The following is a 17,998-nucleotide window of genomic DNA, read 5'->3' on the forward strand; positions in this document are numbered from 1 at the left end:
GAAACGATCATGCGAATGAAAGCGACGGCAACGCTGGCCCTGGTGGCCTCCCTGATCGCCGGCATGACACTGGCGGCGACCGGCAGCAAGGCTCCACCAAGCGGTGAGACTCCTGCCACGCAGGCCCGGCTGGCGACCAAAGCCGGGTTGGTGGCGGTGGCCCGGGCGGGTGACAGCCTGGTGGCGGTGGGAGATTTCGGCACCGTGGTGCGCTCGACTGACGGCGGGCTGACGTGGAGTCAGGCGGCCAGCGTGCCGGTGAGCGGGCTGCTCACCGCCGTGAGCTTTGCCGACCCGAAGAACGGCTGGGCGGTGGGCCACGGGGGCGTGATCCTCGTCACCCGCGACGGGGGAAACAACTGGGCCATCCAGCATGTGGCAGAGGGCAAGCCGGTATTGCTGGGCGTGCATTTCACCGACGCCAGCCATGGCTACGCGGTGGGCGCCTACGGCACTGCCCTGAGCACCGTCGACGGGGGCAAAAGCTGGACGCCAATGCCGGTGGGGGAGGGGCGCGATGCCGACCTGCACCTCAACCATATCTTCGCCGGGCGTGACGGTGCGCTCTTTGCCGCTGGCGAAAGCGGTGCGGCCTTCCGTTCGCGGGATGGCGGTGCGCACTGGGAGCGCCTGCACACCGGCGTCAGCGGCTCCCTGTGGGGCGGGCTGGCGCGGCGCGACGGGCGCGTCCTGCTCCTCGGCATGAGCGGCCGGGTGCTCGAAAGCAGCGATGGCGGCAGCAGCTGGAAGGGGCTGGAGAGCGGCACCAGCCAGGCCCTGACGAGCGGCGTCGAGCGCGCCGATGGCGGTCTGGTGCTGGTGGGCAGTGGCGGTGCGGTGGTGGCCTCGCGGGGTGGGCAACTGGCGACGGTGATTCGCGCCGACCGGCAAAACCTCGCGGCGGTGGTGGAGGGTGGCAGCGCGCTGGTGCTGCTGGGCCAGAGCGGCATCCTCCGCGAGCCGGCCGGCAAATGAACAGGATCAACACGAGGAACACACCATGCTGGAAAGACTGATCAGCCTTTTGCGCGGCGAACTGCAGGCCGAGGCGGCCGAGCGCGGCCCCTTCGAGCGGCGCCTGGTGGCCGTGGCGGCGCTGCTGCTGGAGACCATGTACGTGGACCGGGTCGCTTCCGAGGCCGAGCACGAGGCCGTCAAGCGCCTGTTGATGGCGCATTTTCACCTGCCCACCGAGCGGGTCGAGCAGCTCGTTGCGCTGGCCGAGGTGCGCTACGCCGAAGCCCTCGACGACTGGGAGTTTGCCGAGGCGGTGCGGGTTGGTTTCGGCCCCGGCGAGCGCCAGGAAATCCTCACCATGCTGTGGGAGGTGGCCTACGCCGATGGTGTCATGGCCAAGCTGGAAGGCCGCCTGATGAAACGCCTGGCCCGGCAGCTTGAGCTGGGCGAGGACGCTGTCGAGCTGGCCCGCGCCGCCGCCGGTGCCCGCTCCGGCCTGCTGCGCGGCACGCCAGGCGAAGGCTAGATTTTTGTGGGTCGGACTTCAGTCCGACCCACAGGAAATTGCATCACATAAAAACCAACGCAGGAGACAAGAAGATGAAGATGTTTCACGGAGTAGAACTGAGTGCCGGCACGGCCGCTTTTCTGGCCTGTCCGCAACGCATGCTGATCGGCGGCGAGCTGGTGGATGCCGTCAGCGGCGAAACCCTGCCGGTGGTGGACCCGGCCAGCGGCGAGGTCTTTTGCCGCGTGCCGGCCGGCGACGCCGCCGATATCGACCGGGCTGTAAAGGCGGCCCGTCATGCCTTCGAGGCGGGGGAGTGGTCGCGCATGCGGCCGGTGGACCGGGAGCGCCTGCTGCTGCGGCTGGCCGATCTGCTCGAAGCCAACGCCCAGGAGCTGGCCGAGCTGGAAGCCATCGACAACGGCAAGCCGGTGACCATGGCGCGCCATGTGGATGTGGCCTTGTCGGTCGATTTTCTGCGCTACATGGCCGGTTGGGCGACCAAGATCGAAGGCTCGACGATGGACGTGTCGGTGCCGCTGGTGCGCGACCGGGAGTTCTTCGGCTTCACCCGGCGCGAGCCGATCGGCGTGGTCGGGGCGATCATTCCGTGGAACTTCCCGCTGCTGATGGCGGCCTGGAAGGTCGGTCCGGCGCTGGCCGCCGGCTGCACCATGGTACTCAAGCCGGCCGAAGAAACGCCCCTGTCGGCCCTGCGTTTTGCCGAGCTGGTGCAGGAGGCCGGCTACCCGCCGGGCGTGCTCAACGTCGTCACCGGTCACGGCCACACGGCGGGTGCGGCGCTGGCCGCCCACAAGGGCATCGAGAAGGTGGCCTTCACCGGCTCCACCGAGATCGGCAAGCTGGTTGGCAAGGCGGCCCTCGACAACATGACCCGCGTGTCGCTGGAGCTGGGCGGCAAGAGCCCGGTGATCGTCCTCGACGATGCGGATCCGGCCGTGGCAGCAGCGGGTGCAGCGCAGGCGATCTTCTTCAACCAGGGCCAGGTGTGCACCGCCGGCTCACGCCTTTACGTGCATCGCAGTCGCTTTGACGAGGTGGTCGAGCAGCTTTCCGCCATCGCGGCGAGTATGAAGATCGGCCCCGGCATCGACCCGACGACGCAGATCGGCCCGCTGGTGTCGGCGGTTCAGCAGCAGCGGGTGATGGGCTACATCCATGGCGGGCTGGAGGACGGCGCCCGTGCCGCTTCGGGCGGTTCGGCCGGCGAAGGCCCGGGCTATTTCGTGACGCCCACGGTGCTGGTCGATACCCGCGACAACATGCGCGTGGTGCGCGAGGAAATCTTCGGCCCGGTGGTGGTGGCCATGCCCTACGAGGATCTCGACGAAGTGGCCCGCCGCGCCAACGACACGCCCTACGGGCTGGCAGCGAGCATCTGGTCGAATGATCTGTCGCGGGTGCATCGCCTGATTCCGAAGATCAAGGCCGGTACCGTGTGGGTGAACTGCCACAACATCCTCGACAACGCGATGCCCTTTGGTGGCTACAAGCAGTCGGGCATCGGTCGCGAAATGGGGCGCGCGGTGCTTGATCTGTATACCGAATCCAAGTCGGTCATCATGATGCTGTGAGTGTAATCCGGCCCCGGGAGTGCTTACCCGGGGCCCGTTTTTGGTTGCCGCGCGATGGCGGTCGTGTCAGTTCGGTTCGAGGAAGCGGTCAGCGAATTGCCCGGCGGGCAAGGCGGGGCTCAGCAGATAGCCCTGGTAGAGGTCGCATCCCATGTTTTGCAGGGTGTGCAGGTGAGCGGCCGTTTCCACCCCTTCAGCGACTACCGAGAGGGACAGGCTATGGGCCATGGCGATGATGGCCCGCACGATGGCGGCTGCATCCTCGGGGTTGTCGGTACTGCTGCCGGCAAGGGGAAAGATGAAGGACTTGTCGATCTTCAGGCGGTTGACCGGCAGGTTGCGCAGGTAGGAGAGGGACGAGTAGCCGGTGCCGAAATCGTCGAGGGCCAGGTGCAGTCCGTGCTGGCGCAGGACGCGCAGCTCGCCAATGGCGGGTCCCTCGGGCTGGATCAGCACCGATTCGGTGATTTCCAGTTCGATGCACTCGGGGGGCAGGTCGTGGTTCTGCAAGCGCTGGATGATGCCCCGCGCCAGACCGCTGTGCCAGAACTGGCGTGGTGACAGGTTGATGGCGAGGCGGGGTGGCGAAGCGTAAGTCGCACGCCAGCGGGCCGCCTGGGCAATGGCGGTATCCAGCACCCAGTCGCCGATGGCGTGGATCATTCCGGTTTCCTCGGCCACCGGAATGAAGTGGTCAGGGGGGATGAAGCGCCCGTCGTGACGCCAGCGCAGCAGGGCCTCCGCCCCCACCACCCGGCCGTCAGTCACGCTCACCTGGGGCTGGTAGTGCAACTCCAGCTCCCCGGTGGCGATGGCGTTGCGCAGGGCCGCCTCCAGGCCCATGCGGCGCTGCAGGCGTTCGTTCATTTGCTCGGAGAAGAAGTGGCAGCTGGCCCCGCCGCGGGCCTTGGCGGCGTACATGGCGGTGTCGGCATTGCGCAGGAGGGTCTCGGTGTCGTGCCCGTCAGCGGGGAAGAGGGCGATGCCGATGGTGGCTGCCGTATGCAGCTCGAAGCCGGACTCGTGCATCGGACGGGTGATGGCTTCGAGGATGCGCTCGGCCACGTGGCCTGCGTCACCGGCGCCGGCAATCTCGGGCAGTACGGCGATGAACTCGTCGCCACCCTGGCGATAGACCTGATCGAGGGGGCGCAAGGCCTCGGCGATCCGGTGGGCCACCCCCTTGAGCAGGAGGTCGCCCACCGAATGGCCCATGGCGTCATTGATGGTCTTGAAGCGGTCCAGGTCCACGAACAGCACGCCCAGCATGTCGCCCCGCCCGGCAGCCCGGGCGATCAGGCGTGGCACCTGCTCCATCAGTTGCGCCCGGTTGGGCAGGCCGGTGAGGGCGTCGTGATGGGCCAGGTAGCGGATGCGCGCCTCGTCGGCACGGCGCTCGGTGATGTCGGTGATCGAGCCAGCCATTAGCCGGGCCACGCCGCGTCCGTCCCGCTGAGCCACGCCCCGGGCCGCCAGCCAGCGGTAGGCGCCGTCCTCGGCGCGGACCCGGTACTCGTGATAGAAGTGCGGCGTCAGGCCCTTGAGATGGGTGGCCACGGCCTCGTTGTAGCCAGCCCGGTCATCCGGATGCACGAGCTCGATCCATTGCTCGGTGCTGCCGAGGAAATCGTCGGCATAGCCGAGGATGTTGAGCAGGCGCTTTCCGACCTTCAGCTCCTTGCTCACCGGGTCCCACTCCCACATTCCGTCGTTGGTGCCGACCATGGCCAGGGCGTGGGCCCGGGTGATGCGGCGCAGGCGGGCGATCTCCCACAGGCTGATGAACAGGGCGAGCGCCATGCCGACGCCGGCCAGCGCGACATAAGTCTGCAGCCCGGCACTTTGCTCGGCCAGGGTCAGTCCGGCACCTGTGGCCAGGATCACGCCTGATGTGGCCAGCAGGATGAGGGCGGAGCGGAGCCGCCCTGCCGTGCGCGCAGAGGGGGAGACGGGCTCGTCCTGGTCGTGGGGGAGCTTCATGGGGAGGAGGGCGAGTCCCTGTTTGCAGATGCTGCCTTATCGGCCGGGTGATCGACCGTCTTGAATGCCCTGCCGTGCTCCGGGAGTCAAACGAGAGCACGGGTGTCGAATGACGCGTTGACAAGCAATAAATTGAATGTATGATTCAAACAAACGTTTTAATTAATCTGAACCCAATTGAGTCTTCACCGATACCCATGAACGAACCCGCAGGCAAGACCACCGGCGACACCCGCAGCCGCATCCTCGATGCAGCCGAAGTGCTGTTCATGGACCACGGCTTCGACGGCACCTCGATGCGCATGATCACCAGCCGTGCCGCCGTGAATCTGGCCGCAGTGAATTATCACTTTGGCAGCAAGGAGCTGCTGATCCAGGAGGTCTTTCGACGCCGCCTGACCGATCTCAACAAGGCCCGTCTGGCCGCACTGGACGTGCTGGAGGCAGAAGCTGGCGAGGTGCCCATCAAGCCGAGCCGCATCGTCGATGCCTTCTTCGGTACCGCATTGCGCATGGCCGCCGACGTGGAAGGTGGTGGCCATACCTTCATGTGCCTGCTTGGCCGTACCTACACCGAGCCCAACGAGTTCGTCCGCCAGTTTCTGGCCGAGGAATACGCCGAGTGTGTCGAGCGCTTTCTTGCTGCGCTGTACCGGGCGCTGCCTGAAGTGGAGCGCAAGGAAATCCTGTGGCGTTTCCATTTCATGATGGGCGCCATGTCCTACGCCATTGCCGGTACCGATGCGCTGCAACTGGTCACCGGCAAGTTCGACGACGAAGACCCGTCGCAACTGGCCCCGCGGCTGATGAGCTTCCTGCTCGGCGGGCTGCGTTCGCCGCTGGCCGAAGCCGGGCCGCCGAAATAGGCAAACCGCAACACCCGACACCTATAAAAGTGCGCTGCAAAGACGGCGCCGAGCAAAAGGAGATAGCACATGTCGTACTGGTTCCTGGTTTCCCTCCCTCCCTTGGTGGTCGCGCTCGCCTACGGGCGAGCGCCCTTTTTTGCCTGGTATGGGGTGGGCTTGATCTGGCTGGCCGCGCTGGCCGGCATGGCGGGTTGGTCGCCGGCGCTGAGCGCGGGCGTGCTGGGCATCGTGGCGCTGACGGGTGCGGTCTTTTTGTTGCCGGGGCTGCGTCGCAGTCTGGTGACGGCGGGCATCTTCAAGGCCTTCCGCAAGGCGTTGCCGTCGATGTCGCAGACCGAGAAGGACGCGCTGGAAGCCGGTACGGTGTGGTGGGAGGGTGATCTTTTCGCCGGCAAGCCCGACTGGAACAAGATGCTGGCCTACCCGGCGCCGAAGCTGACGCCGGAAGAGCAGGCCTTTCTGGATGGCGAAACCACCGAGCTGTGCCGCCTGACCAAGGACTGGGAATGCACCCAGAAGCAGGACATGCCCGCCGAGGTGTGGGACTACATCAAGAACAAGGGTTTCCTCGGGATGATCATTCCCCGGGAGTACGGCGGCAAGGGCTTCTCGGCCTTTGCGCATTCCCAGGTGGTCACCAAGCTGTCCACCCGCTCGTCGGCCCCGGCCGTGACGGTGATGGTGCCTAATTCCCTCGGCCCGGCCGAACTGTTGCTGCATTACGGCACGCCGGAGCAGAAGCAGCATTACTTGCCGCGTCTGGCGAAGGGGCTGGAGATTCCCGCCTTCGCGCTGACCAGCCCGTGGGCCGGTTCCGACGCGGCGTCGATTCCCGATTCGGGCGTGATCTGCCGAGGCGTTTTCGAGGGCCGCGAAGTGCTCGGCATGCGGGTCAGCTTCGACAAGCGCTACATCACGCTGGCCCCGGTGTGCACCGTTTTCGGTCTGGCTTTCCGCCTGTACGACCCGGAGCATCTGCTCGGCGAGGTGGAAGACCTGGGCATCACTTGTGCGTTGGTGCCCCACAACCATCCGGGCGTGCATATCGGCCGCCGCCACTTGCCGCTCAACGCGGTGTGGATGAACGGCCCGATCAAGGGCGCGGATGTTTTCATGCCGCTGGCGTTCATCATCGGCGGCCCGAAAATGGCCGGGCAGGGCTGGCGCATGCTGATGGAGTGTCTCGCCGCCGGCCGCTCGATCTCGCTGCCGGGCTCGAACACCGGCATGCTCAAGATGACGGCCCGCAGCGTTGGCGCCTATGCCCGGGTGCGTTACCAGTTCAAGACGGCGGTCGGCAAGTTCGAGGGCGTCGAAGAGGCGCTGACCCGCATCGGTGCCAATGCCTGGCTGTGCGATGCCGCCCGTGTGATGACCGCCGGTGCCATCGATCTGGGCGAGAAGCCCTCGGTGGTGTCGGCTATCGTCAAGTACCATGTCACCGAACGGGCTCGCCAGTCGGTCAATGACGGCATGGACGTGATCGGTGGCAAGGGCATCTGCCTGGGCCCGCAGAACTTCCTCGGCCGTGCCTACCAGCAGGTGCCGGTGGGTATCACCGTCGAGGGTGCCAACATACTGACGCGCAGCCTGATCCTCTTCGGGCAGGGGGCGATTCGCTGCCATCCGTATGTGCTGAAGGAAATGGATGCCGCCCGGAGTGGCGACCTGAACACCTTCGACACTGCCCTGTGGGGCCATGTCGGCTACACCATCAACAGCGCCGCCCGCGCGCTGGTGATGGGTCTGACCGGTTCCCACTTCGTGTCGGTGCCCGCCAACGTCGCGCCCGAAACCCGCCGCTATTACCAGCAGCTCACGCGCTTCTCGGCCGCCTTCGCTTTCATCGCCGATATCTCCATGGGCACGCTCGGCGGTTCGCTGAAGCGCAAGGAGAAGTTGTCCGCCCGGCTGGGCGACATCCTCTCGCTGATGTACCTGGCCTCCACCGCCCTCAAGCGTTTCGAGGACGAAGGCCGTCAGGCCGCCGATGCGCCGCTGATGCACTGGGCCATCTGGGACTGCATGTTCAAGATCCAGATCGCCTTCGAAGGCGTGATTGCCAACTTCCCGAACCGCCTGTTTGCCACGCTGCTGCGCCGGGTGGTGGTCTTCCCGCTGGGCCGGCCGTACTTCGTGCCCTCGGATAAGCTCGGGCACGAGGTTGCCACGTTGCTGATCAATCCCTCCGCCACGCGCGACCGCCTGACCTCCGACGTGTATCTGCCCACCGACGTGGAAGAGCCGGTTGGCGCCCTGGAAGCCGCTCTCAAGGCCACCATCGAGGCCGAACCCATCGAAGCCAAGGTGCGCCGCGCCATCAAGGAAGGGCTGTTCAAGCCGGGCCTGCTGGTGGGCGGCGGCGTGGATGCCCTGTACGACGCGGCCCTTGCTGCCGCCGTCATCAGCCGCGACGACTACGCCGTCATCAAGCGTCGCGGCGAACTGCGCGACAAGGTGATCCGCGTCGATGACTTCCCCTACGATTTCGACCTGCGGGAAGCCGTCGCCGATATCGCCGAACCTCGCAAGCAGGCTGCCTGAACAGCCCAATCATGATCCAGCCGATCTACATCATCGATGGGGCGCGCACGCCTTTCCTGAAGGCCCGCAACGCCCCCGGCCCCTTCGCCGCCTCCGATCTGGCGACCGCCGCCGGCAGCGCGCTGCTGGCCCGCCAGCGCTTCACCCCGGACCAATTGGACGAAGTGATCCTTGGCTGCGCCAGCCCGTCGCCGGACGAAGTGAACATCGGCCGCGTGGTGGCCCTGCGCATGGGTTGCGGCCTCAAGGTGCCGGGCTGGACGGTGATGCGCAACTGCGCCTCGGGCATGCAGGCGCTGGATTCGGCGATGGCCAACATTCATTGCGGCCGCTCGCAGCTGGTGCTGGCCGGCGGCGTCGATGCCCTGTCACGGGCGCCGCTGCTGTACTCCGATGCAATGGTGCGCTGGTTCGCCGGCTGGATGGGGGCGCGCAGCCTTGGCCAGAAACTGGCCATGCTGAAGCAGTTTCGCCCCGGCTACCTGGCGCCGGTGATCGGCATCATGAAGGGCCTCACCGACCCCATCGTCGGCCAGCTCATGGGCCAGACCGCCGAGAACCTGGCGTGGAAATTCGGCATCACCCGCGAAGATATGGATGCTTTCTCGGTGGAAAGTCACCGCCGCGTCGCCGCCGCGCAGGACGCCGGCCACTTTGCCGACGAGCTGGTGCCGCTGATCGACCGGGATGGCACCGTGTATGGCGAGGACGACGGCCTGCGCCGTGACGCCTCCATGGCCGGCCTGGCCAAGCTCAAACCCTTCTTCGACAAGAAATACGGGCGGGTGACCCCCGCCAACAGTTCGCAGATCACCGATGGTGCCACCTGGCTGGTGCTGGCCTCGGAAGAGGCCGTCAAGCGTTTCAAGCTCGAACCCATCGGCCGCATCGTCGACAGCCAGTGGGCGGGGCTGGAGCCGGATCAGATGGGCCTCGGCCCGGTCCATGCGGCCACGCCGATCCTCAAGCGTCACGGTCTGGGGCTGAACGACCTGGACCTGTGGGAGATCAACGAAGCCTTCGCCGCCCAGGTCATCGCCTGTTTGCGGGCCTGGCAGGACGAGGACTATTGCCGCACCCGCCTGGATCTGCCCGGCGCACTGGGCGCCATTGATCCGGCCCGTCTCAACGTGGATGGCGGGGCTGTGGCCCTCGGTCATCCGGTGGGGGCGAGCGGGGCGCGCATCGTGCTGCATCTGCTCCAGTCCCTGCGCCGCAGCGGCGGCAAGCGGGGCATCGCCAGCATCTGCATCGGTGGCGGGCTGGGTGGGGCAATGCTGGTGGAGGCGCTGTGATGACGCTGAACAACTGGAAACTGGAACGGGACGCCGAAGGGATTGCCTGGGCGACGCTCAATGTGGCCGACTCCGCCGCCAATACGCTCGGTGCCGCAGTGATGGCCGAGCTGGATCTGGTGCTCGATCAACTCACCCTGCGCCCGCCGACGGGCCTGGTGATTCGCTCCGGCAAGGCGGCGGGCTTCATCGCCGGCGCCAACATCGAGGAATTCACCCGCATCGATTCCGCCGAGGACGCCCGGGCGCTGGTGGCGCGGGGCTGGACGCTGTTCGAGCGGCTGGCCCGGGCGACTTATCCGACCCTCGCGCTGATTCGCGGCCACTGCATGGGCGGCGGGCTGGAACTGGCCCTGGCCTGCCGCTACCGCCTTACCGTGGATGAACCGGGCACCCGCCTGGCCCTGCCCGAGGTGATGCTCGGCATCTACCCGGCCTGGGGCGGCATGCTGCGTCTGCCGCAACTTATCGGCCCGGCGGCGGCCCTCGACCTGATGCTCACCGGCAAGGGCGTGGATGCCGTCAAGGCCAGGCGCCTGGGCCTCGCCGACGACTGCGTGCCGGCCCGGGTGATGGACAACGCCGCGCGGATCATGCTGCTGTCCGGCCGCGCGCCGCGCCGCTTGCCGCTGCTGCAGGGCCTGCTGAACGGCCCGCTGCGCAGCATCGTCGCCGGCAAGGCGAAAAAGCAGGTGGCCAGCAAGGCCCGGCCGGAACATTACCCGGCGCCTTACGCGATCATCGACATCTGGGCCCATTACGGCGGCAATGCGCTGGCCGTGCCGGCGGCCTCGTCGTCGTCGCTGGAGGCCATCTTCCGCTCGCCGACGGCCAAGAACCTGATCCGCGTTTTCTTCCTGCAGGAGCGTCTTAAGGGCTTCGGCAAGGACGCCGATTTCAATCCGCTGCGTGTGCACGTGGTGGGTGCCGGCGTGATGGGCGGCGACATCGCCACCGAATGCGCCCTGCGCGGCATGATCGTGACCCTGCAGGACCAGAGCGTCGAACGCATCGCCCCGGCCATCGCCCGGGCGGCCAAGCGCTTTGAACGCAAGTTCAAGGGCAAGCCGCGGGAGGCGCGTTTCGCGCTGGACCGTGTGATTCCCGATCCGGCCGGCCACGGCGTGGCCCGCGCCGACGTGATCATCGAGGCCATTGTCGAGAACCTGGAGGCCAAGCGGGCGTTGTTCGTCGACATCGAACTGCGCGCCAGACCCGATGCGCTGCTGGCTTCCAATACCTCCAGCCTGCGTATCGCCGACATTGCCTCGGCGCTGGCCGAGCCGGGCCGGCTGGTGGGCATCCATTTCTTCAATCCGGTGGCCGTCATGCCGCTGGTGGAAGTGGTGCGCACCCCGGCCAGCAGCGACGAAGCCTTCAGACGTGCCGCAGCCTTCGTGCGCAAGCTCGACAAGCTGCCGTTGCCGGTGAAGGACGAGCCGGGTTTCCTGGTCAACGCGGTGCTCGGCCCCTACATGTATGAAGCGCTGCGCTGCGTCGATGAAGGCATCGCGCCGGAAGCCATCGACGCCGCTCTGGTGGCTTACGGCATGCCGATGGGGCCGATCGAGCTGGTCGATACAGTGGGGCTGGATATTGCCGTGGCTGCCGGCAAGGCACTGGCCGGTGCCGCTGCGGTGTTGCCGAAGGCGCTGGCGGACAAGGTCGCGGCGGGCCATCTGGGCAAGAAGAGCGGGCAGGGCTTCTACACCTGGCAGGCCGGCAAGGCGCAAAAGTCAGCCTCGACAAGCGCTCCGGCCGGGCTGGCTGCGCGCATCGTGGCGCCCCTGCTGGCGGCGACAGAGGCCTGCGTGGCGAAAGGTGTGGTTGCCGATGCCGATCTGGCTGACGCGGGCGTTATATTCGGGACTGGCTTTGCGCCCTTTACGGGCGGCCCCCTCAATCATTCCAGGAGTCTTTCATGACCAACCCTCCCACCCAGCTGCCGCCCGGCAAGATGCCGGTTTTGCGGGTCATGCCCATGCCGCGCGATCTCAACCCGGCGGGCGATGTTTTTGGCGGCTGGATCATGTCCCAGGTGGACATCGCCGGTGCCGTCCCGGCCCGTCAGCGGGCGCGGGGCCGGGTGGCGACCATCGCGGTGAACTCCTTCCTCTTCAAGCAGCCAGTGTCGGTCGGCGACATCGTCAGTTTTTACGCGGAGATTCTGCGGGTCGGTAAGAGCTCGATCACCGTGGATGTGGAAGTCTTTGCCGAGCGCAACCCGGAAGACCCGGTGGTGGTGAAGGTGACCGAAGCCACCCTGACTTACGTGGCGGTCGATACCCGTGGTGTGAAACGGGACATTCCGCCCGAGCCTGTCGCGTGAAAGCAACAAGCCCCTTTTTGCTGCAGGGCCATAAGGCCTTGCCGCTCTAGAATCGCCGAGGGTATGCGCAGCCCCCGGTTGCTTCACAAGTACAGCGCCCAAATGTGAGGAGACATGATATGAAGATGAAGACGATCGCCCGTCTGATGCCGCTGCTGGCCCTGAGTCTGGCCGGCGGGCAGGCTTCTGCCGCGGGCTTCCAGTTGCTTGAGCAGAACGCCAGCGGAATCGGCAACGCCTATGCCGGCTCGGCGGCCGTGGCCGAAAACGCCAGCACGATCTTCTATAACCCGGCAGGCATGACGCAGTTGAAGGATCGGGAGATCTCGGTCGGCCTGTCTGTCGTGCGGCCAACCTTCAAGTTCGACGATCGAGGCTCGAGTGCCGGGGTTCTGGGCACGTCCGGCGACGGGGGCGATGCCGGCCGCTGGGGCTTTGTTCCCAACGCCTACATGTCGTGGGCGCTGACCAAGGATCTGTATGCGGGTGTGGGTTTTGGTGCCCCCTTTGGCATGGTCACCGAATACGACAACCCGTGGCTGGGCGGCGCCCAGGCCCTCAAGTTCGATATCAAGACCTACAACATCAATCCCAGCCTGGCCTATCGCCTGAACGACAAGGTGTCGATTGGCGGCGGTGTCAGCCTGCAGCGGATGGAAGTCGAGTATGCCCGCCAGGCGACGGTTACCTCCGCTGCGCTGGCCGCCACCAAGGCCACCCTGACGGCGGACAACGATGCGTGGGGCTGGAACGTGGGCGCCTTGTTCACCCTGAGCCCGACGACCAAGGTCGGTGTGTCTTACCGTTCCAAGATCAAGCACGACCTGAAGGGCGACCTGAAAGTCCAGGGGCCGGCGGCAGGCGCCTCTGCGGCCCTGACCACCGGCAACGCCAAGGCGGATGTGGAATTGCCCGACACCTTCATCCTGAGCGTCACGCAGAATCTCAACGACAAGTGGGAAATGCTCGGTGACATCTCGTGGACCGGCTGGAGCAGTATCCCGAAAGTGGACATTGTGCGTACCTCGGGTGCGCTCAACGGCGCCACGGTGCAGACACTGGAAACCAAGTTCCGCGACACCTGGCGTTATGCCCTCGGTGCCAACTACCGCCTGAATGAAACGGTCAAGCTGAAGTTTGGCGTGGCCTACGACCAGACTCCGGTGCCGAGTGACCAGCATCGCCTGGTGTCGCTGCCCGACAGCAACCGCACCTGGTTCTCTACCGGTGCGCAGATCAAGGTCAACAAGGATTCGCTGGTTGATCTCGGCCTGGCCTACCTCCACGTGCCGGAGTCACACATCGACAACAACCAGACCGCGCTTGGGCGTGGTCGGGTGAGCGGTGTGTACGACGCCCGCGTGTGGATCTTCGGCGCCCAGTATTCAATGGCCTTCTGATCCCATGGTCCGCCCCGACAGCCAGCTCCCTGACACCAAGACACGCATCCTCGATGCGGCCGAACGCCTGTTCATGGAGAACGGCTATGCCGCCACCTCGGTGCGCATGATTACTGGCGCCGCCGGGGTGCCGGTGGCGCTGGTGAACTACCACTACGGCTCCAAGCAGGGGCTGATGGAGGCGGTATATGCCCGCGCGCTGGGCAATCGGGGCGGCAGTCGGGTCGGCTATCTCGACCGGCTCGAAGCGGTGGCCGGTGGCAAGCCGATTGCCGTCGATGTGCTGGTGGATGCCTTCCTGTCGTCGGCCCTGCGCCTGACGCGCAAGGACAACATCTCCGGGGAAGTCTTCAAGCAACTCATCGGCCGGGCTTTCTACGAGCCCGGGCCAGGCACCGAGGCCTTTTTCCCGCTTGAGTACCGGGAGGCGGTGGATCGTTACCGCCAGGCTTTTATGCGTGCGCTGCCCCATCTCACTCAGGACGACGTGGTGTGGCGCATGTATTTCTTTGTCGGCATCGTGGCCTACGCGATGGCTGGAAAGGATGTCATGCGGATGACCGAAAACTATTCCCTCGCCGACGCCGGCGACCCCGAAGCCGTCATGGCGCGTTTGCGACCCTTTGTCGTGGCGGGCTTCCAGGCCCCGGCCGGCATGCCACGAGGCACCTGATTGCGGTTTCCCCGTGGGTCGGACTGAAGTCCGACCCACGGAAACGCGTTGAAACTTTGACTATGTTGTATCCAGAGGACGCATTGCGCTAATATTTGAACAGTTGTTCAATTTTTCGCATCGCGCGATTCGTACCCAATAACAAAGGCCCGCTTCCGGGCCGAGCCAGAAGGAGGAGCATGTGAGCAGACTGATCATTCGCAAGGTGGCGGTGCTGGGCGCCGGTGTGATGGGGGCGCAGATTGCCGCCCACTGCGCCAACGCCGGCGTGCCGGTCATTCTTTTCGACCTTCCCGCCAAGGAAGGCCCGCCCAATGCCATCGCCCAGAAGGCCGTCGATGCGCTGAAGAAGCTTGAGCCGGCGCCGCTGGCCACCCGGGACCGGGCCCAGTTCATCGACGTGGCCAACTACGGCAGCGACCTGGACAAGCTGCGCGACTGCGACCTCATCATCGAGGCCATTGCCGAGAAGATGGAATGGAAGCTCGATCTGTACAGCAAGGTCGCGCCCTTCATCCGCCCGGACGCGATCTTCGCCTCCAACACCTCGGGCCTGTCGATCAACACCTTGTCGGAAGGCATGCCGGCCGAAGCCCGTGCGCGCTTCTGTGGCATCCACTTCTTCAACCCACCGCGCTACATGGCGCTGGTGGAACTGATCGCCACCCGCAGCACTGACATTGCCACGCTTGACGCGCTGGAGGCCTGGCTGACCACCCGCCTGGGCAAGAGCATCGTCCGCGCCAAGGACACGCCCAACTTCGTCGCCAACCGGGTCGGCGTGTTCTCGATCCTGGCGGTGATGCACCACACCGCGCGCCTGGGCCTCGGCTTCGACGAGGTGGACGCCCTTACCGGCCCGATCATCGGCCGTCCCAAGAGCGCCACCTATCGCACCGCCGACGTGGTCGGCCTCGACACCATGGCCCACGTCATCGGCACCATGCAGGCCACCCTGCCAGCCGACCCGTGGCATGGCTATTACCAAAGCCCCGCATGGCTCGCCGGCCTGATCAGCAAGGGCGCGTTGGGTCAGAAAACCAAGAGGGGCATCTTCCGCAAGGACGGCAAGGTCATCCAGGTGCTGGATCTGGCCAAGCAGGATTACCGCCCCAGCGCAGGTGACGTGGCGCCGGAAGTGGCCGCCATCCTCAAGAACCGCAATCCGGTCGAAAAATTCGCCCAGCTGCGCGCCAGCCAGCACCCGCAGGCGCAGTTCCTGTGGGCGATCTTCCGCGACGTGTTCCACTACTGCGCCTTCCACCTGGCCGACATTGCCGACAACGCCCGCGACGTGGATTTCGCCATGCGCTGGGGCTTCGGTTGGACGCAGGGGCCGTTTGAAACCTGGCAGGCGGCCGGCTGGCAGAGCATTGCCGATGCGGTGAAAGCCGACATCGATGCCGGCCTGACCATGACCGCCTCGCCGCTGCCGGCCTGGGTTTTCGATGGCCGTACCGGCGTGCATGCGCCGGAGGGTTCGTGGAGCGCCACGGATTCGGCCCTCAAGCCGCGCTCGACCTTGCCGGTGTACGGCCGCCAGCTTTACCCCGAGCAAGTCCTTGGCGAAGCGGCCCCGGACGCCGGCAAGACCCTGTGGGAGAACGACGGTGTTCGCCTGTGGAGCCTGCCCGCCAAGGACGCGCGCATCGGCATCCTGTCCTTCAAGTCGAAGATGCACAGCATCGGCGAGGAGGTGCTCGACGGCGTGCTTGAAGCCGTGGCGCGCGCCGAGCGCGACCTGGATGGCCTGGTGATCTGGCACGAGGCGCCGTTTGCCGTCGGCGCCAACCTCCAGCAAGTCGCCGAAGCCTGCAAGGCCGGCCAGTTCGATCTGCTCGAAAAGACCGTCGCCAAGTTCCAGCAGGCCTCCATGGCGCTCAAGCACGCCATGGTGCCCACCGTAGCGGCCGTGCAGGGCATGGCGCTGGGCGGCGGCTGCGAGTTCGTCATGCATGCCACGCACCGGGTGATGGCGCTGGAAAGCTACGTCGGCCTCGTCGAAGCCGGTGTCGGCTTGATTCCGGCGGGCGGTGGCTGCAAGGAGTTCGCCCTGCGGGCGGCCGACATGGCGACCAAGGCGGCGGGCGGCGACGTCTTCCCCTTCATCCAGAACATGTTCCAGACCATCGCCATGGCCAATGTCTCCAAGAGCGCGCTGCAGGCGGTGGAACTGGGCTTCGCCAAGGCGTCCGACGACATCCTCTTCAACCCGCGCGAGCTGCTCCACGTGGCCATCCATCGCGCCCGCGCGCTGGCCGAGTCGGGCTACCAGCCGCCGCTGGTGCAGCGTGCCGTGCAGGTGGCCGGCCGCAACGGCATCGCCACCTGCGAAATGATGCTGATCAACATGAAGGAAGGCGGCTTCATTTCGGCCTGGGATTACCGCGTCGCCCGCGCGGCCGCCACCGCCCTGTGCGGCGGCGAGGTGGAAACCAATGCCAAGGTGTCCGAAGCCTGGCTGCTCGATGTGGAGCGCGCCCTTTTCGTGGACCTGCTGAAGACCGAGAAGACCCAGCAGCGCATCGTGCACATGCTCGAAACCGGCAAGCCGCTGCGCAACTGAACGGAGACAGATCAAGATGAGCAAACAGATTCAGGAAGCCTACATCGTCGCCGCCACGCGCACGCCGGTGGCCAAGCGCAACGGCATGTTCCGCAACGTGCGCCCCGACGACATGCTGGCCCATGTGCTGGCGGCGGTGGTGGCCAAGGTGCCGGGGCTCGACGCCCATGAAATTGGTGACGTGATTGTCGGCTGTGCCATGCCGGAAGCCGAGCAGGGCATGAACGTGGCGCGCATCGGCCTGCTGCTGGCCGGTCTGCCCAACAGCGTGCCGGGCATCACCATCAACCGCTTCTGTTCGTCCGGCCTGCAGGCCGTGGCCGACGCTGCAGCGCGCATCCGCCTTGGCGAAGCCGAGGTGATGATCGCCGCCGGCACCGAGAGCATGAGCGTGATGCCGCAGATCATGGGCAACAAGATCTCGCTGAACCCGGCCATCTTCGCCAAGGAAGAAAACCTCGGCATCGCCTTCGGCATGGGCCTCACCGCCGAGAAGGTCGCCCAGCAATGGCAGATCAGCCGCGACGAGCAGGACGCCTTTGCGGTGCAGTCCAACCAGCGCGCTGCCGCGGCGATTGCCGCCGGAGCCTTCCGCGACGAGATCACGCCCTACACCGTGCGCACCCATGTGCCCGGCGACGGCGGCACGGTGCGCGTCAGCGAGCGCATCTGCGACACGGACGAAGGCCCGCGCGGCGATGCGACGGTGCAGAGCCTCGGCAAGCTCAAGCCGGTGTTCGCCGCCCGCGGTTCGGTGACGGCCGGCAACAGCTCGCAGATGTCCGACGGCGCCGGCGCGGTGCTGCTGATGTCGGAAGCGGCGGTGAAGCGCTACGGCGTGACGCCGATCGCCCGTTTCTGCAGTTATTCGGTGGCCGGTGTGCCGCCGGAAATCATGGGCATCGGTCCGGTCGAGGCAATTCCCCGTGCCCTCAAGGCGGCCGGTATCAGCCAGGGCGACCTGGACTGGATCGAGCTGAACGAGGCCTTTGCGGCGCAGGCCATCGCGGTGATGCGGCAACTGGGCATTGATCCGGCCAAGGTGAATCCGCAGGGCGGCGCGATTGCCCTCGGCCACCCGCTGGGGGCTACCGGCGTGATCCGTGCGGCAACCCTGATGAGCGCCTTCCAGCGCACCCCGGCCCGCTACGGCATGATCTCGATGTGCATCGGTACCGGCATGGGCGCGGCAGGGGTTTTCGAGCGGCTCTGATCCGGGCTGTTGTTTCCTGAAAGGCGGTGCGCCGGGCGTGCCGCCTTTTTTGCGTCTGGCACTTCCCGC

The 17,998-nt window shown here is 66.2% G+C and carries 13 protein-coding genes; 12 read left to right on the top strand and 1 reads right to left on the bottom strand.

Annotation, left to right across the window (positions count from 1 at the left end):
• Positions 1-9 precede the first annotated feature (9 nt).
• From ETQ85_RS15365 to ETQ85_RS15375, 3 genes are all read left to right on the top strand, one after another.
• Positions 10-975 (top strand): WD40/YVTN/BNR-like repeat-containing protein, encoded by a 966-nt coding sequence (locus ETQ85_RS15365; protein ID WP_148579950.1) that lies wholly within the window; start codon positions 10-12, stop codon positions 973-975.
• 25 nt (positions 976-1,000) lie between these two features.
• Positions 1,001-1,483: a tellurite resistance TerB family protein gene (locus ETQ85_RS15370; RefSeq protein WP_148579951.1), complete on the top strand. Its 483-nt coding sequence runs from the start codon at positions 1,001-1,003 to the stop codon at positions 1,481-1,483.
• A 74-nt stretch (positions 1,484-1,557) separates the two neighbouring features.
• A complete protein-coding gene (locus tag ETQ85_RS15375; protein ID WP_148579952.1) occupies positions 1,558-3,060 on the top strand; it encodes an aldehyde dehydrogenase family protein in 1,503 nt (500 codons plus the stop codon).
• Between the two features lie 66 nt (positions 3,061-3,126).
• Here the strand turns inward: ETQ85_RS15375 and ETQ85_RS15380 are convergent, their stop codons facing one another.
• On the bottom strand, positions 3,127-5,040 hold the full coding sequence (locus ETQ85_RS15380; RefSeq protein WP_148579953.1) for a putative bifunctional diguanylate cyclase/phosphodiesterase: 1,914 nt from the start codon (positions 5,038-5,040) through the stop codon (positions 3,127-3,129).
• A 197-nt stretch (positions 5,041-5,237) separates the two neighbouring features.
• Here ETQ85_RS15380 and ETQ85_RS15385 point away from each other — a divergent pair, with 197 nt between their 5' ends.
• The 9 genes from ETQ85_RS15385 (at position 5,238) to ETQ85_RS15425 (ending at position 17,929) form a co-directional block, all read left to right on the top strand.
• Positions 5,238-5,906, top strand: coding sequence for a TetR/AcrR family transcriptional regulator (locus ETQ85_RS15385; protein WP_148579954.1), 669 nt, complete (start codon positions 5,238-5,240; stop codon positions 5,904-5,906).
• A 69-nt stretch (positions 5,907-5,975) separates the two neighbouring features.
• Positions 5,976-8,453: an acyl-CoA dehydrogenase gene (locus ETQ85_RS15390; RefSeq protein ID WP_148579955.1), complete on the top strand. Its 2,478-nt coding sequence runs from the start codon at positions 5,976-5,978 to the stop codon at positions 8,451-8,453.
• A gap of 11 nt (positions 8,454-8,464) precedes the next feature.
• The gene (locus tag ETQ85_RS15395) at positions 8,465-9,748 is read left to right on the top strand and encodes an acetyl-CoA C-acetyltransferase (protein ID WP_148579956.1); all 1,284 of its coding nucleotides are present in this window, start codon (positions 8,465-8,467) and stop codon (positions 9,746-9,748) included.
• Positions 9,748-11,673 carry a 3-hydroxyacyl-CoA dehydrogenase NAD-binding domain-containing protein gene (locus tag ETQ85_RS15400; protein WP_148579957.1) on the top strand — a complete coding sequence of 642 codons (1,926 nt, stop codon included), beginning with the start codon at positions 9,748-9,750 and terminating at the stop codon, positions 11,671-11,673. Before ETQ85_RS15395 ends, ETQ85_RS15400 begins: the two co-directional genes overlap by 1 nt.
• Positions 11,670-12,077 carry an acyl-CoA thioesterase gene (locus ETQ85_RS15405; RefSeq protein ID WP_148579958.1) on the top strand — a complete coding sequence of 136 codons (408 nt, stop codon included), beginning with the start codon at positions 11,670-11,672 and terminating at the stop codon, positions 12,075-12,077. The genes ETQ85_RS15400 and ETQ85_RS15405 overlap by 4 nt, the downstream gene beginning before the upstream one ends.
• Positions 12,078-12,196: 119 nt before the next feature.
• On the top strand, positions 12,197-13,477 hold the full coding sequence (locus ETQ85_RS15410) for an OmpP1/FadL family transporter (RefSeq protein WP_148579959.1): 1,281 nt from the start codon (positions 12,197-12,199) through the stop codon (positions 13,475-13,477).
• A gap of 4 nt (positions 13,478-13,481) precedes the next feature.
• Positions 13,482-14,150: a TetR/AcrR family transcriptional regulator gene (locus ETQ85_RS15415; protein WP_148579960.1), complete on the top strand. Its 669-nt coding sequence runs from the start codon at positions 13,482-13,484 to the stop codon at positions 14,148-14,150.
• 181 nt (positions 14,151-14,331) lie between these two features.
• Positions 14,332-16,716: a 3-hydroxyacyl-CoA dehydrogenase/enoyl-CoA hydratase family protein gene (locus ETQ85_RS15420; RefSeq protein WP_148579961.1), complete on the top strand. Its 2,385-nt coding sequence runs from the start codon at positions 14,332-14,334 to the stop codon at positions 16,714-16,716.
• 16 nt (positions 16,717-16,732) lie between these two features.
• The gene (locus ETQ85_RS15425; RefSeq protein WP_148579962.1) at positions 16,733-17,929 is read left to right on the top strand and encodes an acetyl-CoA C-acyltransferase; all 1,197 of its coding nucleotides are present in this window, start codon (positions 16,733-16,735) and stop codon (positions 17,927-17,929) included.
• Positions 17,930-17,998 lie beyond the last annotated feature (69 nt).

This window comes from Zoogloea oleivorans (assembly GCF_008107625.1).
Lineage (GTDB): Bacteria > Pseudomonadota > Gammaproteobacteria > Burkholderiales > Rhodocyclaceae > Zoogloea > Zoogloea oleivorans.